The sequence below is a fragment of the Xanthomonas vasicola genome, from assembly GCF_000772705.2.
Lineage (GTDB): Bacteria > Pseudomonadota > Gammaproteobacteria > Xanthomonadales > Xanthomonadaceae > Xanthomonas > Xanthomonas vasicola.
This window is the reverse complement of the sequence record NZ_JSBW02000002.1, coordinates 229,268-253,464: the sequence shown is the minus strand read 5'-3', so window position 1 is coordinate 253,464 and position 24,197 is coordinate 229,268. Positions and strand designations below refer to the sequence as shown.

General features: G+C 64.7%; 20 protein-coding genes, 1 other RNA gene and 1 pseudogene. 10 read left to right on the top strand and 12 right to left on the bottom strand.

Annotation, left to right across the window (positions count from 1 at the left end):
• Positions 1 to 194 (top strand): annotated as a pseudogene (locus NX05_RS21400) (hypothetical protein); the annotation flags it as partial.
• Here NX05_RS21400 and NX05_RS01270 read toward each other — a convergent pair.
• Positions 160 to 450 carry a DUF2782 domain-containing protein gene (locus tag NX05_RS01270; protein ID WP_017112533.1) on the bottom strand — a complete coding sequence of 97 codons (291 nt, stop codon included), beginning with the start codon at positions 448 to 450 and terminating at the stop codon, positions 160 to 162. The pseudogene NX05_RS21400 and the gene NX05_RS01270 overlap by 35 nt on opposite strands.
• Positions 451 to 526: 76 nt before the next feature.
• Here NX05_RS01270 and polA point away from each other — a divergent pair, with 76 nt between their 5' ends.
• The 6 genes from polA (at position 527) to NX05_RS01240 (ending at position 7,748) form a co-directional block, all read left to right on the top strand.
• The gene (gene polA, locus NX05_RS01265) at positions 527 to 3,346 is read left to right on the top strand and encodes a DNA polymerase I (protein WP_039437352.1); all 2,820 of its coding nucleotides are present in this window, start codon (positions 527 to 529) and stop codon (positions 3,344 to 3,346) included.
• A gap of 627 nt (positions 3,347 to 3,973) precedes the next feature.
• Complete coding sequence (locus NX05_RS01260) at positions 3,974 to 4,663, top strand: response regulator (RefSeq protein ID WP_017117703.1); 690 nt, start codon at positions 3,974 to 3,976, stop codon at positions 4,661 to 4,663.
• Positions 4,653 to 6,044, top strand: coding sequence for a sensor histidine kinase (locus tag NX05_RS01255; RefSeq protein ID WP_010369652.1), 1,392 nt, complete (start codon positions 4,653 to 4,655; stop codon positions 6,042 to 6,044). The genes NX05_RS01260 and NX05_RS01255 overlap by 11 nt, the downstream gene beginning before the upstream one ends.
• A gap of 89 nt (positions 6,045 to 6,133) precedes the next feature.
• A complete protein-coding gene (locus NX05_RS01250; RefSeq protein WP_080764607.1) occupies positions 6,134 to 7,009 on the top strand; it encodes an alpha/beta hydrolase in 876 nt (291 codons plus the stop codon).
• The gene (locus tag NX05_RS01245) at positions 7,006 to 7,365 is read left to right on the top strand and encodes a membrane protein (protein ID WP_039437350.1); all 360 of its coding nucleotides are present in this window, start codon (positions 7,006 to 7,008) and stop codon (positions 7,363 to 7,365) included. The genes NX05_RS01250 and NX05_RS01245 overlap by 4 nt, the downstream gene beginning before the upstream one ends.
• Complete coding sequence (locus NX05_RS01240) at positions 7,362 to 7,748, top strand: DMT family transporter (protein ID WP_010381419.1); 387 nt, start codon at positions 7,362 to 7,364, stop codon at positions 7,746 to 7,748. The genes NX05_RS01245 and NX05_RS01240 overlap by 4 nt, the downstream gene beginning before the upstream one ends.
• Positions 7,749 to 7,987: 239 nt before the next feature.
• Here the strand turns inward: NX05_RS01240 and NX05_RS01235 are convergent, their stop codons facing one another.
• From NX05_RS01235 to NX05_RS21390, 9 genes are all read right to left on the bottom strand, one after another.
• Positions 7,988 to 8,902: an arginase family protein gene (locus NX05_RS01235; RefSeq protein WP_017112530.1), complete on the bottom strand. Its 915-nt coding sequence runs from the start codon at positions 8,900 to 8,902 to the stop codon at positions 7,988 to 7,990.
• Entirely contained in the window at positions 8,899 to 9,963 is a 1,065-nt protein-coding gene (locus NX05_RS01230) for a peptidogalycan biosysnthesis protein (protein ID WP_039437348.1), read from the bottom strand. The genes NX05_RS01235 and NX05_RS01230 overlap by 4 nt, the downstream gene beginning before the upstream one ends.
• Before the next feature lie 27 nt (positions 9,964 to 9,990).
• Complete coding sequence (locus NX05_RS01225) at positions 9,991 to 11,394, bottom strand: aspartate aminotransferase family protein (RefSeq protein WP_010369672.1); 1,404 nt, start codon at positions 11,392 to 11,394, stop codon at positions 9,991 to 9,993.
• A 41-nt stretch (positions 11,395 to 11,435) separates the two neighbouring features.
• Complete coding sequence (locus NX05_RS01220; RefSeq protein WP_039437346.1) at positions 11,436 to 12,137, bottom strand: MtnX-like HAD-IB family phosphatase; 702 nt, start codon at positions 12,135 to 12,137, stop codon at positions 11,436 to 11,438.
• Between the two features lie 445 nt (positions 12,138 to 12,582).
• The gene (gene hemF, locus NX05_RS01215) at positions 12,583 to 13,482 is read right to left on the bottom strand and encodes an oxygen-dependent coproporphyrinogen oxidase (RefSeq protein WP_039437344.1); all 900 of its coding nucleotides are present in this window, start codon (positions 13,480 to 13,482) and stop codon (positions 12,583 to 12,585) included.
• Between the two features lie 713 nt (positions 13,483 to 14,195).
• The gene (locus NX05_RS01210) at positions 14,196 to 14,765 is read right to left on the bottom strand and encodes a hypothetical protein (protein ID WP_039437341.1); all 570 of its coding nucleotides are present in this window, start codon (positions 14,763 to 14,765) and stop codon (positions 14,196 to 14,198) included.
• Positions 14,762 to 15,478, bottom strand: coding sequence for an SH3 domain-containing protein (locus NX05_RS01205; protein WP_039437337.1), 717 nt, complete (start codon positions 15,476 to 15,478; stop codon positions 14,762 to 14,764). Before NX05_RS01205 ends, NX05_RS01210 begins: the two co-directional genes overlap by 4 nt.
• Positions 15,479 to 15,779: 301 nt before the next feature.
• Positions 15,780 to 18,149 carry a S9 family peptidase gene (locus tag NX05_RS01200; RefSeq protein WP_039437335.1) on the bottom strand — a complete coding sequence of 790 codons (2,370 nt, stop codon included), beginning with the start codon at positions 18,147 to 18,149 and terminating at the stop codon, positions 15,780 to 15,782.
• 476 nt (positions 18,150 to 18,625) lie between these two features.
• Positions 18,626 to 18,701: non-coding RNA, sX9 sRNA (locus NX05_RS21390), on the bottom strand.
• 142 nt (positions 18,702 to 18,843) lie between these two features.
• On the opposite strand from NX05_RS21390, the gene NX05_RS01190 reads away from it, so the two are divergent.
• Entirely contained in the window at positions 18,844 to 20,187 is a 1,344-nt protein-coding gene (locus NX05_RS01190; protein ID WP_172645774.1) for an AMP-binding protein, read from the top strand.
• A gap of 317 nt (positions 20,188 to 20,504) precedes the next feature.
• Here NX05_RS01190 and NX05_RS01185 read toward each other — a convergent pair whose 3' ends face one another.
• Positions 20,505 to 21,512 carry a chorismate transformation FkbO/Hyg5 family protein gene (locus NX05_RS01185; protein WP_017112524.1) on the bottom strand — a complete coding sequence of 336 codons (1,008 nt, stop codon included), beginning with the start codon at positions 21,510 to 21,512 and terminating at the stop codon, positions 20,505 to 20,507.
• The gene (locus NX05_RS01180) at positions 21,509 to 22,858 is read right to left on the bottom strand and encodes an NAD(P)/FAD-dependent oxidoreductase (protein WP_039437325.1); all 1,350 of its coding nucleotides are present in this window, start codon (positions 22,856 to 22,858) and stop codon (positions 21,509 to 21,511) included. The genes NX05_RS01185 and NX05_RS01180 overlap by 4 nt, the downstream gene beginning before the upstream one ends.
• A gap of 303 nt (positions 22,859 to 23,161) precedes the next feature.
• Here NX05_RS01180 and xanC point away from each other — a divergent pair, with 303 nt between their 5' ends.
• Together xanC and NX05_RS01170 are read left to right on the top strand one after the other, a co-directional pair.
• The gene (gene xanC / locus NX05_RS01175; protein WP_039437322.1) at positions 23,162 to 23,431 is read left to right on the top strand and encodes a xanthomonadin biosynthesis acyl carrier protein XanC; all 270 of its coding nucleotides are present in this window, start codon (positions 23,162 to 23,164) and stop codon (positions 23,429 to 23,431) included.
• A 37-nt stretch (positions 23,432 to 23,468) separates the two neighbouring features.
• Complete coding sequence (locus tag NX05_RS01170; protein ID WP_010369750.1) at positions 23,469 to 24,152, top strand: COG4648 family protein; 684 nt, start codon at positions 23,469 to 23,471, stop codon at positions 24,150 to 24,152.
• Positions 24,153 to 24,197 lie beyond the last annotated feature (45 nt).

Sequence of the window (24,197 nt, the reverse complement as noted above, 5' to 3'; positions counted from 1 at the left end):
TGACCATGTTCATCGACGCCTACAACTTCGGTCGCAGGCTCACAGCGTTGGAAGGTCTGACACCGTACGAATTTATCTGCGAACAGTGGACATCCGAACCCGAGCGGTTCAAGGTCAACCCGATCCACCTAATGCCGGGACTGAACACCCAATACCCAATCACCAGCTATACAGCTTCCAATACACCTTGTTGACCTTGTCCTTCTCCGCATCGGTATGCCCGTCGTGGTCGCGGTCGTACAGGAAGTAGGGCGCTCCGCGCGTTGGCGTGACCCGCACCATTTCCAGCTGACCGTTGACGCGGTATTCGTCGACCTTGTCGCCGTTGCCCATGGTCTTGCTGGTGACATCGGCACCAGCCGGGATCTCGCCACCGGCGCGGTCGGCGCCACTGGTGGCACAGCCGCCCAGCAGCAGCAACGGCAGCAGCAAAAGACGTGCTCTCTTCATTGTCGGTATCCGTGTTGATCGACGGCCAGTATGCGCTGGTGCGGTGTGCCGTGAGCGTGCAGCGTAGAATTGGGTCATGAGCAGATTAGTCTTGATCGACGGGTCCAGTTACCTGTATCGCGCGTTCCACGCGCTTCCGCCGCTGACCAATGCGCAGGGCGAGCCCACCGGCGCCTTGTTTGGCGTGGTCAACATGCTGCGCGCCACCTTGAAGGAGCGCCCGGCCTACATCGCCTTCGTGGTGGATGCGCCCGGCAAGACCTTCCGTGATGACTTGTATGCAGACTACAAGGCCAATCGGCCGTCCATGCCCGACGACCTGCGCGCGCAGGTGCAGCCGATGTGCGACATCGTGCATGCGCTGGGCATCGACATCCTGCGCATCGACGGCGTGGAAGCCGACGATGTAATCGGCACGCTGGCACTGCAAGCCGCCGCCGATGGGTTGAGCGTCACCATCTCCACCGGCGACAAGGACTTCGCGCAGCTGGTGCGCCCGGGTATCGAACTGGTCAACACCATGAGTGGCAGCCGCATGGATTCGGACGAGGCGGTGATCGCCAAGTTCGGCGTGCGGCCCGATCAGATCGTCGACCTGTTGGCGCTGATGGGCGACACCGTCGACAACGTGCCCGGCGTAGAAAAGTGCGGCCCCAAGACCGCTGCCAAATGGCTGGCCGAATACGATTCGCTGGACGGCGTCATCGCCAACGCCGACAAGATCAAGGGCAAGATCGGCGACAACCTGCGCGCTGCGTTGCCACGCCTGCCGCTCAACCGCGAGCTGGTCACCATCAAGACCGACGTGACCCTGGCCAGCGGCCCGCGCGCGCTGGACCTGCGCGAGCCCAATACGGAAACGCTGGCGGTGCTGTACGCGCGCTACGGGTTCACCCAGGCGCTGCGTGAGATGGGCGGCACGTCGGCGCAGGCCGGGCTGTTGTCCGAGCCGGTGGCGCTGGGCGCTGCCGCCGCCACTGCGCGCACCGAGCCGGGCCGCGCGCGCGGTACCGGCTTCGTGTCCGGCCCGGTCAACGCCGCGGTGGATCTGGATCCAGCGCTGTCGGCGCCGGGCGAGTACGAGACCATCCTCACCCAGGAGCAACTCGACAGTTGGATCGTGCAGCTGCGTGCCGCCGGCCAGTTTGCCTTCGATACCGAAACCGACAGCCTGGACCCGCTGCAGGCGGATTTGATCGGCCTGAGTGTGGCCGCCGAGCCCGGCAAAGCGGCGTACCTGCCGTTCGGGCATAACTTCCCCGGCGCGCCGGTTCAGCTCGACCGCACCCAAGCGCTGGCGCAATTGGTCCCGTTGCTCACCGACCCGGCGGTGCGCAAACTCGGCCAGCACGGCAAGTACGACATGCACGTGATGCGCCGGCATGGCGTGGAACTGGCCGGCTACGCCGACGACACCTTGCTGGAAAGCTTCGTGCTCAATTCCGGCAGCGCCCGCCACGACATGGACAGCCTGGCCAAGCGCTATCTCGGCTACGACACCGTCAGGTACGAAGACGTCTGCGGCAAGGGCGCCAAGCAGATCCCGTTCGCCCAGATCAGCCTGGAAGACGCCACCCGCTACGCCGCCGAAGACGCCGACATCACCCTGCGCCTGCACCACGTGCTCGGCCCCAAGCTGGCCGCCGAGCCGGGCCTGGAGCGGGTCTACCGCGAGATCGAAATGCCGCTGGTGGAAGTACTGGCCCGCATCGAAGCCAACGGTGTGTGCGTGGACGCGGCCGAACTACGCCGCCAGAGCGCGGACCTGTCCAAGCGCATGCTCGCCGCCCAGCAGAAAGCCACCGAGCTGGCCGGGCGCACCTTCAACCTGGATTCGCCCAAGCAACTGCAGGCCCTGCTGTTCGACGAGCTCAAGCTCCCCGCCGTGGTCAAGACGCCCAAGGGCCAGCCCTCGACCAACGAAGAAGCGCTGGAAGCCATCGCCGACCAGCACGAGTTGCCGCGGGTGATCCTGGAATACCGTGGCCTGACCAAGCTGCGCAGCACCTACACCGACAAGCTGCCGGAGATGATCCACCCGCAGTCCGGGCGCGTGCACACCAGCTACCACCAGGCCGGCGCCGCTACCGGGCGGCTGTCCTCGTCGGACCCGAATCTGCAGAACATCCCGATCCGCACCGAAGACGGCCGCCGTATTCGGCGCGCGTTCGTCGCACCGGCCGGACGCAAGTTGATCGCCTGCGACTACTCGCAGATCGAGCTACGCATCATGGCGCACCTGTCCGGCGACCCCGGCCTGGTGGGCGCATTCGAGTCCGGCGCCGACGTGCACCGCGCCACTGCTGCCGAAGTGTTCGGCCGCACCATCGACACCGTCAGCGGTGACGAGCGCCGCGCCGCCAAGGCGATCAACTTCGGCCTGATGTACGGCATGAGCGCGTTCGGTCTGGCCCGCCAGCTTGGCATCGGCCGTGGCGAAGCGCAGGACTACATCGCGCTGTACTTCAGCCGCTATCCGGGCGTGCGCGACTTCATGGAAACCACCCGCCAGCAAGCGCGCGACAAGGGCTACGTGGAAACCGTGTTCGGCCGCCGGCTGTATCTGGATTTCATCAATGCCGGCAGCCAGGGCCAGCGTGCTGGCGCCGAGCGCGCTGCCATCAACGCGCCGATGCAGGGCACCGCGGCCGACATCATCAAGCGCGCCATGGTCAGCGTGGATGGATGGATCGCCGGCCACGCGCAACGCGCCAAGATGATCCTGCAGGTGCACGACGAACTGGTGTTTGAAGCCGATACCGATTTCGTCGACACACTGCTGAGCGAGGTCACCACGCGCATGGCCTCCGCGGCTGAATTACGCGTGCCGCTGGTGGTGGATTCGGGCATTGGCGATAACTGGGACGAGGGCGATAACTGGGACGAGGCGCATTGACGCAGAGAATCGCGCTGATATGCTGAATTCGCAGATCAGCAATCATTCGTGCGGACATAATCCGAAGTCAGCTGATTTAATGTAATGAATAAGCGCTAAATTCTACATTTTTTTAACAGTTATCTTCACGATCCATCAAGGTAAAAAGTGGTGTTATATCCCTCGACGGGCGCAACGCCTGTCGGCAGATCTCTCCCATCCCCTGGAGCAGATCTCGGAGCGGAAACTCCTCCCCAAGTTTCCGTTCCCTGGCCCCGCCGACCTCCCCCTGGTCTGCGGGGCTTTTTATTTGCGTCTTCCCGATTGTGCGCCACCGTTGCACCGTTGCACCGTTGCACCGTTAGCTGCGATGTTGCGTATGCGTTGGTGTGAGCAGGCGCAACAGAACGTATGGACTTACGAAAAGCACCGCATAAGCAATTCAACAGTTGCCGAGCGCCCTGTCCAAGTGCCGCTGCGCAGCATAAATGCCCGCTCAATTGGGACCACGCTGCCATGCGACGTGCTGCCGCGATGACGGTATGGTGCCCACATTACTAATTCAGATTCAAAGATCGTGCCGCCGAGTGCATTTGTCGATCGCCTGCCTGTCGTTTCGTTGCCAGCTGCATCTGCAAGGCGGCCGACATGCGGGTGCTGATTGCCGAGGACGAACCATCGATCGCCGACGCTGTGGTCGCGACGCTGCACCAGCAGGGCCATGTGGTGGATCACGTCGACGATGGCAGCCAGGCCGATGCGGCGCTACGCAGCACCGACTACCAGTTGCTGGTGCTGGACTTGGGCCTGCTGGGCAACATGGATGGCGTGCGCGTGTTGCAGCGTTTGCGCGAGCGCGGCGCCACCACGCCGGTACTGGTCATCAGCGCGCGCGAAGCCCTGCATGAACGCGTGCGTGTGCTGGATCTGGGCGCGGACGATTACCTGGTCAAGCCGTTCGCGTTGGAAGAGTTCCAGGCGCGGGTGCGCTCGGTGCTGCGGCGCGCCATCAGCAAGGGAACGCCTGAGTTGCGCCTGGGGCGCCTGCGCCTGGACCTGACCGGACGCCGCGCCTGGATCGATACGCAGGCGCTGGAGTTGACCGCGCGCGAATATGGGCTGCTCGGTGCACTGGCCACGCGCGCCGATCGCGTGACCAATCGCGCCCAGTTGGTGGAAGCGCTGTGCGGCTGGGACGAAGACATCAGCGACAACGGCTTGGATATCGCAATGCACCGACTCCGCCGCAAGCTGCACGGCAGCGGCGTGGGTATCCGCACCATCCGTGGATTGGGGTATCTGCTGCAGGAGTGCCAGGACGGCGACGATGAGGGCTAAGCGGACCCTGGCGCGGCCCAGCCTGCGCCGACGCCTGCTGCTGTTCCTGGCGGTGCCAATGCTGGTGCTGCTGGCGATCGATGCGGCGGTGACCTATCGCATGGCGCTGGGCTATGCCAATCGCGTGCACGACAAGAATCTGGCCGACGACCTGCAGGCGCTCACCGCGCTGCTGCGGCAGTCGCCCGAACGGCGCAGCCTGTCGTCGCAGGCGCAGTTCCTGCTGCGCTACGACCCGGACGGGGCGAACTATTTCGCGGTGCTCAGCCGTCGCCAGGGGTGGCGTTACGGCGATACCGGGCTGCACGGCATGCGCCAGCCGGCGCTGGGCAAACCGCCGGCGCTGTATTGGGTCGACGACGGCGTGCGCAGGCTGCGCGCGGCGTCGGTGGCGATGCCATCGCCCTACGATGCCGGCGACGTGCTGACGGTGACCATCGCCGAGTCGTTGATCGACCGCCAGCGCACTGCGCGCACTGTGCTGTGGCTGACCTTGCCGGTGCAAACGGTGCTGATCATCGCGGTGATGGCACTGGTGTGGCTGGGCGTCAATCATGGGTTGCGGGTGTTGCGTCCGTTGACCGAGCGCCTGGCCGCGCGCGAACAGGCATTGGCTCCGGTCACCGGGCCGGACGTTCCGCAGGAAATCCTGCCGCTCACCCTGACCCTGGACGCGCTGTTCGTGCGCGTGCGCCATACCGTGCAGTTGCATGAGCGTTTCATCGCCGATGCCGCGCATCAGTTGCGGACTCCGCTGGCGGGGCTGCAATTGCATGCCGAGCGTGCGATGGGCGCCGATCCAGAGCAGACCCGCGCGGCCCTGTTGCAAATCCAGCAATTGACCGCGCGCGCGGCGCGTGCGGCCAGCCAGCTGCTGGCACTGAGTCGCGCGCAGTCGCCGCACCATCGCGATGAGGCCATGGTGCCGGTGCTGTTGTACCGGTTGATTCCAGAGGCGGTGGCCGCGCGCGTGCCCGATGCGCTGGCCGCCGACGTGGACCTGGGCTATCAGGCCGACAGCGAAGACGCTGCCCTGGTGGTGTTCGGCGATCCGTTGGGGCTGCAGGAACTGCTGGATAACCTGATCGACAATGCACTTCGGTACGCCGGCCGCGGCTGCAGTGTCACCGTGGGCCTGGCCGCGCTGGCAGATGCGGTGGTGTTGAGCGTGGAGGACGACGGCCCCGGCGTCCCGGACGCACTGTTAGGCCGCCTGGGCGAGCGGTTCTTTCGTGTGCCGGGCATGCGCGGCGACGGTTGCGGGCTGGGCCTGGCAATCGTGCAGGGCGTCGCGCAGCGTCATAACGCGCGGGTGGTGTTCTGCCAGGGCGCGCACGGCGGATTGCGCGTGGAGATCCGGTTCCCGCCGCGGCTGCAGTGAGTGCGCACTGAATGTCGCGGCCACGGCATGGTGGCAACGAAAGCTTCAGGAAAACCTCGAATGGGATCGTGCGCTCTACACCAGAGGGCATGTCGATGATCCGTCCCAACAACGAATTCTTCCTCAGTGGCGGCTGCTGCGGTGTGCTGCTGGTCCACGGGTTGACCGGCACCCCGGCGGAAATGCGCCGCCTTGGGATTGGCTTGAACCGCGCCGGGTTCACCGTACATGGCGTGCAGCTGGCCGGTCACTGCGGCGACATGGACGACTTGCTGGCCACCGGCTGGCGCGATTGGTATGGCAGTGTCGAACGCGCGGCCGAGGCGCTGGCCAAGCAGGTGGACCAGGTGTTCGTGGCGGGGTTATCGATGGGGGCATTGCTGGCGCTGGAGCTGGCGATCGAACGGCCGGAGCTGGTGGCGGGGGTCGGCGTCTACGGTGTCACCTTCCGCTACGACGGCTGGAATATTCCCTGGACCCGGCACCTGTCGTTCCTGCTGCCTGCGTTCAAGCTGTTCGGCATCGGCCGCCGCCGCATGTTCCTGGAGGAATCGCCGTATGGGTTGCGCGACGAGCGCCTGCGCGCGCGCATCGCGGCGGCGATGCAAGGCGGAGACAGCAGCGTCGCTGGCCTGCCCGGCAACCCCTGGCACTCGCTGGCCGAATTGCGCGCGTTATCGGCGCGGGTGCGGCGACGGCTGCCGAAAGTGATCGCGCCCTGCCTGGTGGCGCACGCCGCCGAAGACGATGTGGCAAGCCTGCGTAACGCGCGGATGGTGCTGGACGGCGTCTCCGGTGCGACCGAGTTTCTGCTGATGGAGGACAGCTACCACATGCTGACCTTGGACCGACAACGCGGCTTGTTGACCACTGCCAGCGCGCGTTTCTTCGAGCGTGTCGCCAGCGGCGACCTGCAGCCTCAGCCGGCCACGGCATGGCAGCAGCCGGCGTTGGATGCCTCATGACGCCGGTGGCGGTGACGCTGTGGGCGGTGACGGTGGCGGTCGACACGCTGGGGCAATTGGCATTCAAGCAGGCCGCCTTCGAGCCCATCGAGGGCGATTTGCTGACGCGCTGGCGTGCCCGCTTCGCGCGGCCCTGGCTGTGGACCGGGCTGGCTTGCTACGTGGTCGAGTTCATGGGCTGGATCGCGTTCCTCTCGTTGGTGCCGCTGTCGCAAGGGGTGCTGCTCGGGTCGATCAATATCCTGGCGCTGATGCTGGCCGGGCGGCTGCTGTACGGCGAACGCCTGACCCCGCTGCGGGTGGCCGGCATGAGTCTGATCGGCCTGGGCGTGGCCATCGTGGGAGCCGCTGGATGAGGCGGCTGTATTGGATCGGCTTTCCGCTGCTGCTATGCGTGGACAGCGTGGCGCACCTGTGCTTCAAGCTGGCCGGTGCGCGCGCCCTGCCGCTGGATTTCAGCCTTGCCTGGCTGCAGCGCTTGTTCGCGCAGCCGTTTCTCTATGGCGCGGTGCTCGGTTATGTCGGGGCGTTCTTTATCTGGATGACGCTGCTGGAGCGGGCGCCGATCGGGCCGGCGTTTGCTGCCTCGCACTTGGACGTGGTCGGCGTGCTGGTGCTGTCGGCGTGGTGGCTGGGCGAACCGCTGACGGCGGTGCATCTGCTGGGTGCGGCGCTGATCCTGGCCGGTGTGGCCTGCCTGGCGCGCGCTGAAGCACGGCTTGCCGCCGACGGCGACTGACCGCCACCCGCGCCGTCGTCTGCGCACCTCCGCAGCCGAGCGTGCGCGTGCAACGCGGACATGCGCGCAGGGCGACCGGCGTATCGCCACGGGAACGGCGCGAAAATCGACGTCACAGGCGACGGCCCAGACCAACGTGATTCGCAGACGACCAAGCACTGCCGTGTGCACGCGCACGCATGTGGATCTTCAGCGCAGCATGCCCGCAGTGCGATGCACGCCAGGTAGGCGTGGTTCCGCTATCGCTGCGTGGATCGCACCGGCGATGCCGAGGAGGCGGCCAGTCGGGGATAGGCGTCGAGCAGGGCGAGCAGGCGGCGGTTGAATGCATTCTGGCCGGCCTGCCAGAACTGCAGTTGTGCTGGATCCGGTGGGCGCTGCCCGTCGAGCGCCGACAGCAGACGTTTGAAGCGGCTGCGGTAGCGATAGTGCGAAATCTCGCCGGTGATGTCGCTGCCAAGCAGTGGACCAGTGAGCGCATCCATGAAGCGGAGCAGTGCGGTCACGTTGAAACGCCCCTGATCCCAGTTGGTGCGCACCACGTGTTCTGCAAAGACGTCTTTGTCGATGGAGAGATAGACGGGCAATGCGGCATCCGCGCGCGCAGCGAAGGCCGCCAGGAGCGCATCGGTTTCCTCGAAACAATGCACGGCATCCGCACAGCCGAGCAGGCGCGCCCAGCGTGTGTCCACGCCCAGGCACCAGTAATGCAGCTTGCCCTGGCGCAACGGCGACAGATGATGCTCCAGGCAATGCTTGCTGCTGACATCGCTCGAACACATGCCCACCATATGCATGCGCGCAACCTGCGGCAGCGCGGCGACCTCGTGCACCCAGGAGCCGCAATGCACGCCGAAGGGGTAACGCATGTTGTCCGGATGGTTGTCCAGCACCACCACTTGCAGCGGTTGGCTACTGCGCTCGGCTACCCGTTGAATCAACGGCCAGCTCAGATGATGGAAGTCGCCGCTGCCCAGCAACACGGTGCCATGCGAGATCGCCAGGGCCGGCTGCAGTTCCTGCGCGAACTGACGCAGCGTCGCGTGCCTGCAGCCAAGTCGCACACGCTCTTGCCAATGCTGCAGCGGCACGATGCGGGCATCAGGCGTTGTGTTGGCCGAGCCGTCCAGGTCCAGCACCAGAGGTGTGGTCATCCCAGCGCCTCGATCTGCGGCATATCCTCGACCGGGTTCTCGAAGCGATGCACGTGCCGGCGTACCAGCATCCGCAGCAATGCATTGCGCGGATACACCGCGTGCCGCATCGGACTCAGGTGCGCGCCGAGTTCGCGTTTGACCTCCGGATCATCCCAACCGGCCACGTAATGACTCAGGCCGGCACGGCGGGCGTATGCAAGATTGTGCATCCAACTGACCGCATAGAGGTTGTGCGCGCGCGCCTGCGGGTAGGCAAAGCCGATGAACTTGTCCACCAACATGCCGGCGTGTTCGTAGCAGAGGTTCCATCCGATCAGCGCATCCTGGTGATAGTAGGCGAACACGCAGCCGCTGCTGGCCGCATCGCGCAGCAGCGTGGAAAGGAAATGCGCCTCCAGTAGGTCGAAGTGCATCTGGCTCTGGGCGTAGACATTGCGGTACAGCGCATAGAACTGCGCGCACACCGATGCATCGTCGAAGCAGTCTGCGCCGGTTGGCAGCGTCTCCACGCGTAGCACCTGGCGCGAGCGCAGCTTGCGACGGATGTTGCGTCGCCGGCCAGAGGACAGCCGTGCGAGATAGTCGTCCTCGCTGTCGAAATCGATCGGCACCCACGCCAGCGACATGCCTTGCATCAGCACGAAACCACGTTCGGCTAAGGCTTGCGCGAACGCGGCAGCGCGCTGATTGCTTTGCAGGTCCAATAGCGGTGATTCGTACGGCAGATCCTTGACGATCAGCAGCGGCGCTCTATGCGCCTGAGCCAGTACCTCGTCGGCCAACGCATCGATGCTCGCGGTCATCGGCAGCGGGGTGTATTCGGTGACGGTGGAGCCGATGAAACAGGCCTGCCACTGCAGCCAGCGCTGCCAATACCGATACCCAGGCAAGGCAGCGACCTTGTTGCGCAACGCCTGGTCGGCAGTGGTAAGCAGATTCAAGTGGGTGCGGAACAGCGGCAGACCGCTCTCCAACCGCTCGGCCTGGAAGCCGTGCGGCGGATGAGCAATGAAGCCGCGCAAGAGCGCCTCGGGTTCGAGTTGGGTGCAGTACTGCATGCGGCCTCCGTGAGGGATCTCTTCGCCTCAGCTGGCCTTGGCCTTGCTCAGCAGTTGATCGAGCAAGGAGATCGCCAAGTCGATCTCTTCATAGGTGATGTCCAGCGAAGGTGCCAGCGTGATGACGTTTTTGTACCAACCGCCGACGTCGAGCACCAAGCCAATCGGTTTGCCCTGATGGCGCAAGTCGCCGGCCAGGCCGATGTCGACCATGCGATCGAGCAGCGCCCTGTTGGGCGTGAAGCCATCGGCCTGGCAAATCTCTGCGCGCAGCGCCAACCCCAGGCCGTCCACATCGCCGATCTCCGGATGGCGTTGCTGCAGATCGCGCAGGCCGGCAAGAAAATGCGCGCCCTTCAACGGCACGGTGCGCGCGTAGTCCATCTCATAGCCCATGCGGATCACTTCCAGTCCCAGCGAGGTGCCCAAGGGATTGGAGTTGAAGGTGGAGTGGGTGGAGCCGGGCGGAAAGACAGTGGGATTGATCAGTTCCTCGCGTGCCCACAAACCCGAAAGCGGATTGAGGCCGTTGGTCAGCGCCTTGCCGAAGACCAGGACGTCCGGGGTCACGCCGAAGTGCTCGATCGACCACAGCTTGCCGGTGCGCCAGAACCCCATCTGGATTTCATCGACCACCATCAAGATGCCGTACTGATCCAGCACCTTCTTCAGATCGCGGAAGAAGTTCGGCGGCGGAATCACGTAGCCGCCGGTGCCTTGAATCGGCTCGACATAGAACGCGGCGTATTCGGCCTGACCGACTTTGGGGTCCCACACGCCGTTGTATTCGGTCTCGAACAGGCGCGCGAACTGATGCACACAATGGTCCGAATATTCTTCCGGGGTCATGCCCTTGGGACGCCGGAACGGGTACGGAAACGGAATGAACATCGCGCGTTCGCCGAAGTGGCCAAAACGGCGGCGGTAGCGGTAGCTGGAGGTGATGGACGAGGCGCCGAGCGTGCGGCCGTGGTAGCCGCCCTCGAACGCGAACATCAGGCTCTTGCCGTTGCGTGCATTGCGCACCAGCTTCAGCGAATCCTCGATCGCCTGCGCGCCGCCCACGTTGAAATGCACGCGGCCGTCCAGCCCGAACTTGCCCTTGACGTCCTGCGCAATGGTCTTGGCCAACTGGATGCGGGTCGGGTGCAGGTACTGGCTGGCCACCTGCGGGAGCGTGTCGATCTGGTGCTTGAGGGCGTTGTTCAACCGTTGGTTGGCATAGCCGAAGTTGCACGCCGAGTACCACATCTGCAGGTCCAGATAGGGCACCTCGGCGGCATCGAACATGTAGCTGCCGGCGCAGCGATGAAAGATCTTCGGCGGGTCGACGTAGTGCACGGTGTCGCCGAAGGAGCTGTAGCGCGCCTCGTCGGCGAGCAGTTGGGCGTCGTTGTCGAGCGCCAGTTCAGGAGTACGCAGCAGATTCATTGCAGGGTCCGTTGATCGGGAAATGGCAGGAAAGGTGTTGCTCAGATGCACGGCACGGCGGCGTTGGTGAAAACGGCCCGCCCAGCGACAAGGCTGCCGTCCAGCAGAGCGGGCAGCAGTGCCAATGCATCGTTGAAATCGCCGATGGGGCTATGCGCGATGCCGCGTAGCCGGCAGTGGTCAATCAGGCGATGTTTTGCAAAGACGTAGTCGGCGCGGCTCGCGCCGCAAAAATCCGAGGTGCCGTCGCCGATCAGCAGCACGCGCTGCTGCGCTCGTTCGCGCGCGCTGTGGATCTGCGCGCATTTGCAGGTGCCGGCGTTGCAACCCTGCGCTTGATAGGGCGATTGCAACGTCCATTGCCGCGGATGCTCAGTGATGCACAGGCGGTTGGCGACGACCGGCAAATGCTCGAGCGCATGGCGCGCCAGCAGCAGTTGGATCGGATGGTCCAGACCGTCGCTGACGATCTGCAGCGGCAAGCCGCGTGCGGCGACTGCTGCGGCAAAGCGCGCGAACGCCGGGTCGATCTGCATTCCGTCCAGGTGCTGCTGCAACTGCAGCGCGCTCATGTCCAACAGTGCGACCTGACCACGCATGCACTCGGCCGAGCCGATCAATCCCGCTTGCCAGCGCGCCTCCAGCACCTCCCATCCGGGCAGGCCAAAGCGCTCCAGCAAGCTGTCGATCACGTCCTGCACTCCGATGGTCCCATCGAAATCGCACAGAACGCTCCAGGACACTCCAGCGGAAGAGGACATGCAGACACCGACAGCGGCACAGGATGGGTGCCACGGTAGGCAAGCGACCTTTCGGCCGCCTTTCCACAACGCGCATCAACTGCGCGCCGCCTGATTGGCTTCAGCAGCGGTTGGGGCGTGCTGGCAGCCGATGCATCGGCTGCGGTGCTGTGACGGCGGGCTTGCGCGAGGTTGACGGGCACTCGGCGCCGATGCTTGCACTGGTCGGCGCGTGCCTTCTGCCAAGGAGCAGTGCGCCGTGGCGTCGTGCGATCCGTGTGTGCGTCGCGCTGGCGCTAGGCGACGTGTCGCATTGGTGAGACACGGTTGATCAAGTCGTCAGCAGGCAGCACATTTGCTCGCGACGCGCGCTGCAACGTGTCCGCTATTGCCATCGCTTACTGCGTGGACGTCCGCAAGGACGCCACGCCTTACAGCGGCGTTGGGATCAACCCAGCCAGTCGCGTGGGACCAGGTAATCGGCCAGACGCGCTTCGGCACTGCCTGGCTCTGGCGTAAAGCCATACTCCCAGCGTACCCGCGGCGGCAAACTCATCAGGATGCTCTCGGCGCGCCCACCGCTCTGCAATCCAAACAGGGTGCCGCGGTCGTAGACCAGATTGAACTCCACATAGCGCCCGCGGCGGTACAGCTGAAACTCGCGTTCGCGCTCGCCGTAGGGTGTGGCCTTGCGACGCTGCACGATTGGCATGTAGGCATCCAGGAAGCCATTGCCCACTGCTTGCTGATAGGCGAAATCGCGTTCGAACTCCTTGCCCAGGTCGTCGAAAAACAGCCCGCCCACGCCGCGCGTCTCGTTGCGGTGACGCAGGAAAAAATATTCGTCGCACCAACGCTTGTGCGCGGCATAGCGTTCTTCGCCAAACGGCTCGCACAGCGCCTGCGCAACGCGGTGCCAGTGCTGCACGTCTTCATCGAAGGGATAGAACGGAGTCAGGTCGAAGCCGCCACCAAACCAGGCGGCCACCACCTCGCCATCGTGCTCGGCGCGGAAGTAGCGCACATTCATGTGCGTGGTCGGGATGTACGGATTATGCGGATGAAACACCAGCGACACACCGCACGCACGCCAGGTGGCACCGGCAAGCTCGGGCCGGTGCGCACTGGCCGACGGTGGCAAGCGTGTGCCGGACACATCGGAAAAGCCGATGCCGGCCTGCTCGAATACGGCGCCGTCGCGCAGGATGCGGGTACGGCCACCACCGCCCTCCTCGCGCTTCCAAAGATCCTCGGCGAACCGCGCCTTCCCGTCGGCAGCTTCCACAGCAGCGCAGATCCGGTCCTGCAGGTCGGTCAGAAAATCGCGTACACGGTCGAATTCGTTCATGACCCAATTCTAAGCCGTGTGCTGCACATGGTGCATCCGCGCCAGCGCGCCCGTTTGTCGCAGTGCGATGCGAGAGATGGATGAAAACGCGGCGGTCACTGCTGGGCAAGGAGCAGTCGGGCTGGTCGGTGCGCAGCGTTTCAACCGGCAGCCAGCAAACTGTCTGGTGCGATGTTCTTTGTTCTCAACAAAACCAGCAGCCAACTATCTGGCGCGGTGTCCTCGCCGCTTGCGGGACCGTTGGTGGGATGGATGCCGCCATCAAGCCCCCAGGGACGGGTTGATGGCGTGTCCCGCGAGCGGTGAGGGCGCCGCGCACTCGATGCACCAGGCTTGAGGATCGCCAAGCAACTGCAACGGGTGAAATCCAGCGTCTCGGCATGCTTGATTAGTGCCGACGAAGCTGGTGTAGAGCGGATGATTTGCACGTTTGCTGCAGGGCCCTTGCCCGCTCACCATCGCGGGACACGCTGCAAGTACGTCAGTGTAAGCTCCTTGCCTGCATCCATGCCGCCAAGGGTCCCGCGACGGTGAGCGGGCAAGGACCAGTCGAGAGGGTCGGTGTGTCAGTACAGGCGACGTTCGCGTGCTATGTAGCGCGCCTGCGTAGCACGAGCCGTTTCCCATCAAACTGCCGACCAACGTTCTGGTGCGGTGAGGGGATCGTGCCCTCGACTTCTTCGATTCTGCTTAGGGCACTGCTTGCGTCCAAACTACGAAACCGACGAAAACTCTGCGCGGACAGCGGGCGTGCACAGGCGCCATGCGAGCACCGCATGTACGCAGCCGATGGCCAGTGCACCCACCCCGGTGACGATCAGCGCCATCTGCTGTGTGGCCTGCAAACGTGCCTGCATTTGTGGCCACTCCGGGCTTTGCAGCACATCGGCAGGCAACAGCGTTTGTACGCCGTCGAACAACGGCCCGATCAACGCCAGCCCGCCGAAATTAAGCAGCCCGGTCACCAGCAGCACCGCAACGAAGCCGACTCTTGCCCACTCGCGCCGCTGTAGCAGTGCCCAACTCAACCAGGAGAAGGCAGCCGAGAGCACCACGCCGGCGACAGAGAGCGACATCGCATGGTCGATTAGCCATTGCCAGGAGTGGGGCAGGGTGATGCCTTCGGGCAGTCGCAACGATGCTGCACCCGGCGTCAGCGCGATGATTGCGATCTGCACCAGATTGGCCAGCACGCTGGCCACCCCAAGTAACAACGAGACCCACGCCAACGGGGTTACGAAGCCGCCGCGCTGCTTGGCCGATGTTGGTTGCATGGTGCTCATTGCAGCGATGCGATATGGGCAGCCACCATCGCCTGGCCGGGGGGATCTAGCGCAGGTTGCAGTTGCGCGTACCACGCAGGCACTGCATCGGCTGGCAGGCATTCGCGCAACAGCGGTGTGCTGCGCTCCAGAAAGGCTTCAAGAAACGGTAGCCCGCGCACGTACAGGAAGTGGCTGTCGGTAATCGACATGCCGGCATAGGCTTCGCGCAACCATTCCAGGTGCGGCAGCGCATGCGCGCCGTGGCCGGCACGGGTGAGGGCGGTGAGGAAGCTGGTGCGTGCGGTGGCGGGCGAGGTCGATCGCTCCTGCGCGTTGAGATCGTCGAACGTCAGCAACCATTGCTCACCACGGTCGATCTCGTTGCACATCACCGAGGTGGTCGCCAGCTGTAGTGCGTTGCGGGCGGTGGGCTCCAGCGCGTACAGCGCCAGCCAGTAGGGGTAGGCCTCGCGATAGCGGTCCAATGCACTCAACGACAGCGCGCACAGGCGCTGCGCGTCTGCGCCAAGGTGAAGCTGCGCCTGCGCAGCGTTATAGGCACCCACATGGTCGCCCCGCTGAAACGCGGTCAGCGCTGCTTGCAGTGCGGGGTCGATTTCAGCCGCCGCCTCCGGCTCGTCTACGGCAGCGACAGGTGCTGCCGTCGGTTCTGTGCGCGGCGTGTTTGCCGCAGCGTTCTTGCGTCCAAACAAACGGTCCCACAGGCCCATCGCGTTCCTTCCCTGCGCCAGTGGTGAGTGGAAGCGCCGCCATGCCGGCGGCGCACCGGTCATGCGGCGGACCGATGCAGCGCCTCACGCGTGGCGATGGCGCGTTACCGGTCCTGCACCAAGCTTAGAGCCACTTGCGTAGCACCAGGTGAGTGCAGGGCAACTAAGGCGCGTGCGTTGGCTTGCGTGCCGTGCTGCTGCTTACGCTGTCCGTGATCGCGCAGCCGTGGCGATGGACACGCGCAAGGCCCGAGCACTGCGCGTGTCGTTCGCTTCCATCTACGAACGGACACGAACAGTTTCACCAGGTTGAAGGCTTCACTTGCTCATTGAACAGCTTGAGGATGCGCTTGTACTCGTCCAGCCACGAATCGGCACGCGTAAAGCCGTGGCGTTCCAACGGGTACGGCGCTATCTGCCAGTTGTCCTTATGCAGCTCCATCAACTTCTGGGTCATGTCGACCGAGTCCTTGAAGAACACGTTGTCGTCGATCATGCCGTGCGCGATCAGCAGATGGTCGCGCAAGCCCTCGGCGTAGTTGATCGGCGAAGAGGTCTTATAGGCCTGCGGATCCAGCTCGGGCGTGTTGAGGATGTTGGAGGTGTATTCGTGGTTGTACTGCATCCAGTCACCGACCGGACGCAGCGCCGCACCGGCCTTGAAGGTGCCCGGGCTGCGGAACAGCGCCATGTAGGTCATGAAGCCGCCGTACGAGCCGCCATAGATGCCGGCGCGTGCGCGATCGCCCTGCTTGGTGGCGACCAGCCAGTCCAGCCCGTCCAGATAATCTTCCAGCTCCGGGTGGCCCATGTTGCGATAGATCGCGGTGCGCCAATCGCGGCCGTAGCCTTCGGAGGCGCGGTAGTCCAGATCCAGCACGATATAGCCCTGCTGCACCAGCAGGTTGTGGAACATCTGCTCACGGAAATACGGCGTGTAGCGCTCGGAGACGTTCTGCAGATACCCGGCGCCGTGCACGAACATCACGATCGGATATTGCTTGCCCGGCTCTGGATTGGTCGGCCCGTAATACTTGCCCCACACCGTGCCGGCACCGTGTTTGGACGGCACTTGCACGTACTGCGGCGCAATCCACGGCTGCGCCTTGAATGCGGGCGTACGTGTGTCGGTGAGCACGGTGACCTGGCCACCGGTGGCCGGCACCACCGCCAGTTGCGTCGGCAGATAGCTACCGGAATAGCGCACCAGCAACTGCTGCCCGTTCGGCGACAGGCTGAAGCCTTCCACGCCGTTCAATGCGGTGACTTCGGTGAGCTGATCGCTGCGCAGGTCGAGCTTGCAGACCTCGTAATCGCCTGGCCATTTCTGGTTGCACATGAAGAACATGCCACTGCCATCGGCGCTGGGCACCGGCATCGACACTTCCCATTGACCGCGGGTGCGCTGGCGCGGTTTGCCGTTGCCTTCCACGGTGTACAGCTGCGAATAGCCGGATTCTTCCGACAGCAGCCATAGCGTGCGGTTGTCGGGCAGCCAGCCGAAATCGTTGAAATCCGAGTTGATCCAGGCGCTATCGCTCAGGCGGTGACGCGGCTGCAGCCTGGCCTTGTCCAGGTCCACGCTGGCGATCCAGCGGTCCTTGTTGTCCACCGCACGAATTTCCACCGCCACGTTGCGGCCGTCATCGCTCCAGTGCACTGCCGGCCCGCTACCGTCGCCATCGCTTTCCACACGGACCGCGCGGTTGCCCTTGAGGGCTTCGCGCTTGGCGGCCTTGCGCAATGCGGCCAGTGGGTCGGTGGCAATGCCCGGCAGTGGGTCGAAAGACAGCGTTTTAGCCGTGCCCGAGGTGACATCCACCAGCCACAACGCGTGCGCCGCCGGTGCATTGCGGCCGACGCGGGTGCGTACTTCCTGGAATTCTTCGTAACCGGATTCGGTCACGTATTTGGGCATCTTGCCGGCCTGGCCCTCGTCGGCGTTCTTGGCCTGGGTGACCACCAGCAAATGGCGGCCGTCTGGCGACAACGCGCTGTCGACGATCTCCACCTCATCGCCCAGATACACCGGCGCTGCCGCACGCGTGGTGTCGGCACGGCGCCAGGCGTCTTCCTGCGTGCGCAGCGCGTCGCGTTGCTCCTTGTCGCGGCGCAAGGTGGCCAGCGTGGCCAGTTGCTGTTCGCGCAGTACATCGGTTTTGGGGGCGGCGTTGGGGTCGCGCTCGGCCTTGACGACGGCCACCTGCGCGGTGCCGCCATCGGCGCGCCAGTGGTACCAGTTGTTGCCCGCGCGCCAGATCGCACCGCCATCGCTGGCGAACTGCGGACGCGATTCGATCTCGTTGCTGCGGGTCAGCTGGGTCAGCGCACCGGTGCGCAGATCGCGCAGGAAGATGTCGCCATTACGTGCGAACAGCATGCGCTGGCGGGTCGCGTCGTAACTGGGGTTTGCCGCATCCAGGCCTGCGCGCGCCGTGTCGGCCACACGTTCGGCGGTGCCGCCGCCGGTGCTCTGGCGATAGGTGTCGCGCACCGGGCTGCCATCGCGCTTGACCAGGTATTGCACCTGTTTGCCGTCCCATTGCCACCAGGCCTGGTCCACCGACGGTCCGATCCAGTCCGGGTCGGACATCGCCTGTTCGATGGTGAGCGGGGCGGCAGACTGCGCATGCACAGCGGTGGCCAGCAGCAGAAGGGTCAACGGCAACAATCTAGGCATCGGACACGGCTGGACGCAAAGGGAGCGCGCAAGCCTAGCAGTTCGCCTCCGCAGCGGGCTTGGGCCACAGGTCATGCGTGCGTGGCTGCGTGCGGTGCGGCAGAAACCACGTGCTTGACATGAGCGAGCGCGACCATCTCTTGCGCTGATTAAGGCCTGTGCCTGCAGGTGAGCAATCGGCACAATCAGCGAGGCGCGCTGCGACAGCGAGAGAATGAACACTTCAACTCCACGGTGCTGACGATGCTTAGCGCACCGCGTGCTGCTGCGAACGCGCAGACGCAAAAGAGGAAAAATCTTCTCGAAATGCCGAAAAACGCACGACCTGCAAGGTGTCACGCCAATTACCCACAGTGAAAACGAATCTATGCATCGCAGCGCCGCGAAGGTGTGCCCGCTGCGCAGGCAACCAATGGCGCCAGCCGCCTACCTGCCACGCCTCCACATCGATCAACATGATTTAGAGCGGCTAACAAAACGTAGCGAGCAGTCGTCAGGTGAGCGCAGACGGCGCGGAGGAACCGCCGTGTACGCGTGGGACATGCCGATTCCGAGCACCGGCCGCGCCCGCCTGGCGGCTGCGCAGTCGTTTTGTTGGCTGCTCTTAGCGCAGACAGGAACCTCCCGACTTGCCAGCAGCGCAGGTGGCGGCCAAGCTAGCGCGCTTTTGCGACCGTCGGTTTTCATGTCCAGCCAGCCTGCGCCCGCTATTTCCCATCCGATGGCTGTTGGTGCGCTCGACCGGCCGTTGGCCTGGCGCGCGGGGCAGTCGGTTAATCTGGCCACCTTCATCGCACATGTGCACGGTCTGGCGCAGCAGCTGCCCGAGGGCAGCCATGCGGTGAATCTGTGCGAAGACCGCTACCGGTTCATGGTGGCGTTTTACGCATGTGCGCTGCGCGGGCAGGTCTCGCTGCTGCCGTCGTCGCGCGCACCGGCGGTGGTGGGCGAAGTGCAGGCGCGGCACGCCGATGCGTACTGCCTGGGCGATCTGGATTTGGAACTTGCGCCGCCTCTGTATTGGCAGCTGCCAGCCGAATTGCCACAGGCCGAGGGCCCGATTCCGCAACTGGCCGACGATGCACTGGTGGCGATCGGTTTCACTTCCGGTAGCACCGGCAGCCCGCAACCCAATCCCAAGACATGGGGCAGCTTTCTGACGAGCACGCGTCAGGATCTGGTCGCGCTGGAAAGCCTGTGGGCGCACATCGACGCCGTGCCGCACGTGGTCGCCACGGTGCCGCCGCAGCACATGTATGGCATGGAGTTGTCAGTGCTGCTGCCGATGGTGACCACGCTGGCGGTGCACGCCGGGCGCCCATTCTTTCCGGACGATGTGGCACGTGCGCTGGCCGATATTCCCGCGCCGCGCGTGTTGGTGACCACGCCAGTGCATCTGCGTGCGTTGGTCGAATCCGGTGTCGCATTGCCGCCGCTGGCCGGCATCGTGTCGGCCACCGCGCCGTTGGCGCCCGAAATCGCCGCGGCGGCCGAAGCGCGTTTCGGTGGTGAAGTGCGCGAGATGTTCGGCTCCACCGAAACCTGCGTGTTTGCCGTGCGACGCACGGCACTGGAAGCGGCGTGGACGCCTTTGCCCGGCGTGCGCCTGGAAACGCAGGCTGCAGGCACGCTGGTGCACGCGCCGCATCTGGCCAAACCAGTGCTGCTGGCCGACATGATGGACGTGGCCGACGACGGCCGCTTCCAGGTGCGTGGCCGTCAGGCCGATCTGCTGGAAATCGCCGGAAAGCGCGCATCGCTGGCCGATCTCACCCGGCGCCTGCTCGCCATTCCCGGCGTGGTCGACGGCACCATCGTGCAACTCGCGCCCGACCCCGGCCAGGCGGTCGGACGCATCGCCGCGCTGGTGGTCGCCCCGACCCTGGACGAAGCCCAGGTACTGACCGCACTCCGTGTCAGCTTTGACCCGGTGTTCCTGCCGCGCCGCCTGCGCAAAGTCGCGGCATTGCCGCGCAACGAAACCGGCAAACTGCCGCGCGATGTGGTGCTTGGATTGCTTAACGGCTGAGCGTGACCAAGCGCGTGCGTGCGTTAGTCAGGCGCTGGTGACGTGACGGCCAGCTTGGCGATGAAAGGCTGCAGACATAGCGCGAAGCGCGCAAGCAGGCGTGTTTGACGCAGCGCATCGAGCGCTGCCTCAACGTGCCAGCTCATTCGGTGTTGGAGACGTCAGCTTAAAAAGTAGCGGTGTCCCAGCATTCGGCAGCGACTGTCTAACGCCTTCGATGCTCTGTTGCAGGCGCATGGAGCAGGAATGCTCCGCACCGCCTGCTTAGTCATTGCTGCTCGACCGACTGCCGCAGATATCCTCTGCGGCAAGTATGTTCACCCATGCACCCCATCGATCTCCACCGCCAGCTCATCGCGGCAAATCACCGCGTGCAGCAGCAGGCGCGGGACCGCATCGCCGAAGCGTGCGTCCAGTGCCTGCGCAACCTTGGGCAGGTCGTCGTGTTCGCGCACATAGACTTTCAGGCGGGTGCCAGCACCGAACTGCGCGGGTAGCGCAGGCGCATGCTGACGCGCGGCGCCGAGCAGGGCGTCGAAGTTGGCAAAGGTTTCTTCCAGCTGCGCCAGCAACTGGCCGGTGTGCATTGAGGCGTGGCCCACCACGGCAGCAGTGCCCGACAGCAGCAACGGCATGTCGCTGCCGGCCGGCGGCAGCATGGCGCGCGCAAAGCTCGGCGACTGCGGGCCGTACTGGCGCGGGTAGTTGTAAGCGCTGACCTGGCGTGGATTTTCCAGCGGCGTGCCGGCATTGGCGGCCGCGAGCCAGTAGATCTGGATGATGCGCTCGGCATCGCAACGGCCCACTGCGGTGGCGGCCGGCAATTGCGCGGTGTCGAATGCGCCCAGTCCGCGTGCACGGCCCACGCAGAACTGCCGGTAACGTTCGCGGTCGCCGCTGCCTAGGGTGATGGCGTCCAGGTAATTCCAGATACGCAGCAACCGCGGCGTCTGGCTACCACTGACGAAGGCAGTGATTTCCGCATACGCCCTGGCGGCCGCTTCTTCCATATCGACATCCTGCTCGTCGATCTCGATCACGCCGAATTGCAGGTGCCCGTCGCTGGACCAGGCGATATTGCCCTCGCGGCCGCTGCGCACCGGCGCAGCGGTGCGCCACACTTCCAGCACGCTGGCCTGATAGGGCTGCAACGGCACGCGCAAATAGCGCGGGTCGTGCAGGCGCGGCGCCGCATCGCCGAAGCCGAACACGGCCAACACCTGCGGGTCGGCCAGCAACACGGCGGGGTCGGTCTGGTCGACATAGTCGACCTGCAGGCGGGGATGGCGCACGGCGTGCGTGGTCTGGGCCTGGGAAGCGGTCATTGAGCGTCTCGTTGTTGCGTGTCGCGTTGCAAGGTGTCGCCGTCGAAGCCGAGCTTGGCCTGGCGCCGGCGGTGGCGCCACGACTGCCAGGCGCGCGGCATCATCGAAAAAGTGGTGAGTGCGTACAGAGCACGGAAGGCACGCAGGCGGATGCGGACTTTGGGGCTGTCGAACACATCGCCAGCCAGCATCGCTACCACCGCCTGTTCCACCTGCCAGGTATTTTGCGGCTGCGCGAACAAGGCACGCATGGTGGGCGAGGTGAAGCGGTAGATGAACCACTTGAATTCATCCACGCCACGCGTCAGTTCGCGTTGTAAAGCGCGCTGCAGTTTTGCTTCCGATTGCGGCGCGCGCAGTGCGGCATCCACCATGGATGCGCCGCGTTCGGCGCCGTGCATGGCCAGAAACACGCCGGAAGAAAACATCGGGTCGACGAAGGTGTAGGCATCGCCCAGCATCAACCAGCCTGGACCGGCCATGCGCGTGCATTCGTAAGCGTAATTGCCGGTGGCATGCACCGGTGCCACGCGCTCGGCGCCGAGCATGCGCGCGTTGAGCTCCGGATTGAGCGCCAGGGTGCGCATCAAAAACCCCTCGCTGTCGCCCTTGCGGGTTTTCATGTACTCGGGGTAGCAGACTGCGCCCACGCTCATGATGTCGTCCGGCAGCGGAATCAGCCACATCCAGCCATGCGCATGCCGGTAGATGCTGATGTTGCCGGCATCTTCGCCCGGGCGCCGTGTCACGCCGCGGAAGTGGCTGAACAACGCGGCCGATTGATGCTTGGCATTGGCACGTTTGAGCTTGAGGCGGGTGCCCAAAAAGGTGTCGCGGCCGCTGGCATCGAGCAGATAGCGCGGACGGAACTGCTGCACGCCGCCGTCTGCCGTGCGTGCCTGCAGCACGGGCTGTTCGCCGTCGAACGTCACTTGCTCCACGTGGACCCGTTCGCGTGCATCCACGCCGACCGCACGCGCGCGCTGGAACAGCACCTGGTCAAATTGCGCACGCGGCACCTGGAAGGCGAAATCGGCCTTGGCATCGAGCGCGTGCGAAAAACGAAACGTGTTGTAGCCGCCGCTGTCGTTCGGAAAATCCGCGCCACGCTTGAGCACGCCGACGGCGCGCACATCTTCAAGCACACCCAGGCGTTGGAGAATCGGCATGTTCATCGGCAGCAACGATTCGCCGATATGAAAGCGCGGGTGCTGCTCCTTTTCGAGCAGGGAGACCGACCAGCCGAGCTCGGCAAGCGCGATGGCCGCAGTGCAGCCAGCCGGGCCGCCGCCGACGATCAGTACATCCGGACACTCCGGTCCGGGAGCCGGCCCGGCTGCCGGCATGGCGGTCGGGGTGTGGCGAACAGCGTTGGAAGTCATCCTGGAACGAACCTGTAGCGGGCGAGCGTCATGCAGTCATGATAGCCTGCTCGTCCGCCAGGACAGCTTGCGGGCCGCCGATGCATGTGTGAAGAACGCCGTCAGCACGTGCAGGCGCCGGCCAGACCGCGCGGCAGATGCTCGGATTGGCAGCGACGGCAACGTACACTACGGCCGACGCGACGCCCGCGCATTCCGATGGTCGCCCGCGCTGCTGTTGCTTGTTCTTAACTTTTGTTGCCCGACCCTGACCTGTGGAAATCCTGGATGTCCTCGCAAACCGCTGCCGAACGTGAACTGGCCGAACTCCTGGTCGAAAGTCTGAACCTGGAAGACGTCCAACCCGCCGACATCGATCCGGAGGCGCCGTTGTTCAACACCGGGCTGGGGTTGGACTCGATCGATGCGCTGGAACTGGCGCTGGCGATCAGCAAGCGCTACGGCTTCCAGCTGCGTTCGGACAGCGACGAGAACCGTCGCATCTTCGCGTCGCTGCGCGCATTGTCGGCGCATGTCCAAGCCAACAAGACCGTCTGATCTGCCGACTGCGCAATCCCCCGACGCACCCGCGTGGGTGCTAGGGCTAGGCGTTCTGCTGGCGGTGGCGTATTCGCCGTTGGCGCATTGGGCCAATGCCAGTCACCGCCCGGAGCTGGCCGTCATCGCCGGTGGTTTGCTGGTGCTGATGGTCTTGATCGAACCGATGGTTGCGCGCCGGGCCTGGGCCTGGGCGCTGGCACTGCTGCTGCTTGCCGGACTGGGCGCGCTGTGGCATTCGCCGTATGCGATGTTGGTGCTGGCGGCACCGCCGGTGATGTTCACCGCTTGGGTTGCCTGGTTTTTCGGGCGCAGCCTGCGCCACGGCCGCACGCCGCTGATCACCCGTATTGTCGAAGGCCTGTACGGCCAGGCCGGCATGCCGATCACACCCGAACAAGGTCGTTATACGCGCCGTCTCACGCTGGCCTGGGCACTGCTGCTGTGCGGCCTGACCCTGGCCAATCTGGTGCTCGGCCTGTGCGCCGAGCCCAGCGGCGTGCTGGCGCAGTTGGGCTATGCCTCGCCGCTGCCGATCAGCGATGCGCGCGCCTCGTTGTTCGCCAATCTGCTCGCTTATGGCGTGATTGGCGGCTTCTTCATTGGGGAATATCTATTGCGCGGCCGCTGGTTTCCACAGCGTCCCTATCGTAATCTGCCAGACTTCTTGCGTCAGATGGCGCGGCTCGGGCCGGATTTCTGGCGCGATCTGCTGCGCTGAGTGCGTGGTCAGGGGTAGCGACGTACGTGCATATTTTCGGGGACA

Excerpts from the sequence above, each read along its gene's own strand:
- NX05_RS01230 (WP_039437348.1), bottom strand. The coding sequence starts at position 9,963 with ATGCAGTACTGCACCCAACTCGAACCCGAGGCGCTCTTGCGCGGCTTC.
- xanC (WP_039437322.1), top strand. The coding sequence starts at position 23,162 with ATGTCCTCGCAAACCGCTGCCGAACGTGAACTGGCCGAACTCCTGGTC.
- NX05_RS01240 (WP_010381419.1), top strand. The coding sequence starts at position 7,362 with ATGAGGCGGCTGTATTGGATCGGCTTTCCGCTGCTGCTATGCGTGGAC.
- NX05_RS01250 (WP_080764607.1), top strand. The coding sequence starts at position 6,134 with ATGTCGATGATCCGTCCCAACAACGAATTCTTCCTCAGTGGCGGCTGC.
- NX05_RS01210 (WP_039437341.1), bottom strand. The coding sequence starts at position 14,765 with ATGAGCACCATGCAACCAACATCGGCCAAGCAGCGCGGCGGCTTCGTA.
- NX05_RS01235 (WP_017112530.1), bottom strand. The coding sequence starts at position 8,902 with ATGACCACACCTCTGGTGCTGGACCTGGACGGCTCGGCCAACACAACG.
- NX05_RS01180 (WP_039437325.1), bottom strand. The coding sequence starts at position 22,858 with ATGCCGGCAGCCGGGCCGGCTCCCGGACCGGAGTGTCCGGATGTACTG.
- NX05_RS01270 (WP_017112533.1), bottom strand. The coding sequence starts at position 450 with ATGAAGAGAGCACGTCTTTTGCTGCTGCCGTTGCTGCTGCTGGGCGGC.
- NX05_RS01255 (WP_010369652.1), top strand. The coding sequence starts at position 4,653 with ATGAGGGCTAAGCGGACCCTGGCGCGGCCCAGCCTGCGCCGACGCCTG.
- NX05_RS01185 (WP_017112524.1), bottom strand. The coding sequence starts at position 21,512 with ATGACCGCTTCCCAGGCCCAGACCACGCACGCCGTGCGCCATCCCCGC.
- NX05_RS01260 (WP_017117703.1), top strand. The coding sequence starts at position 3,974 with ATGCGGGTGCTGATTGCCGAGGACGAACCATCGATCGCCGACGCTGTG.
- hemF (WP_039437344.1), bottom strand. The coding sequence starts at position 13,482 with ATGAACGAATTCGACCGTGTACGCGATTTTCTGACCGACCTGCAGGAC.
- polA (WP_039437352.1), top strand. The coding sequence starts at position 527 with ATGAGCAGATTAGTCTTGATCGACGGGTCCAGTTACCTGTATCGCGCG.
- NX05_RS01205 (WP_039437337.1), bottom strand. The coding sequence starts at position 15,478 with ATGGGCCTGTGGGACCGTTTGTTTGGACGCAAGAACGCTGCGGCAAAC.
- NX05_RS01225 (WP_010369672.1), bottom strand. The coding sequence starts at position 11,394 with ATGAATCTGCTGCGTACTCCTGAACTGGCGCTCGACAACGACGCCCAA.
- NX05_RS01190 (WP_172645774.1), top strand. The coding sequence starts at position 18,844 with ATGTCCAGCCAGCCTGCGCCCGCTATTTCCCATCCGATGGCTGTTGGT.
- NX05_RS01245 (WP_039437350.1), top strand. The coding sequence starts at position 7,006 with ATGACGCCGGTGGCGGTGACGCTGTGGGCGGTGACGGTGGCGGTCGAC.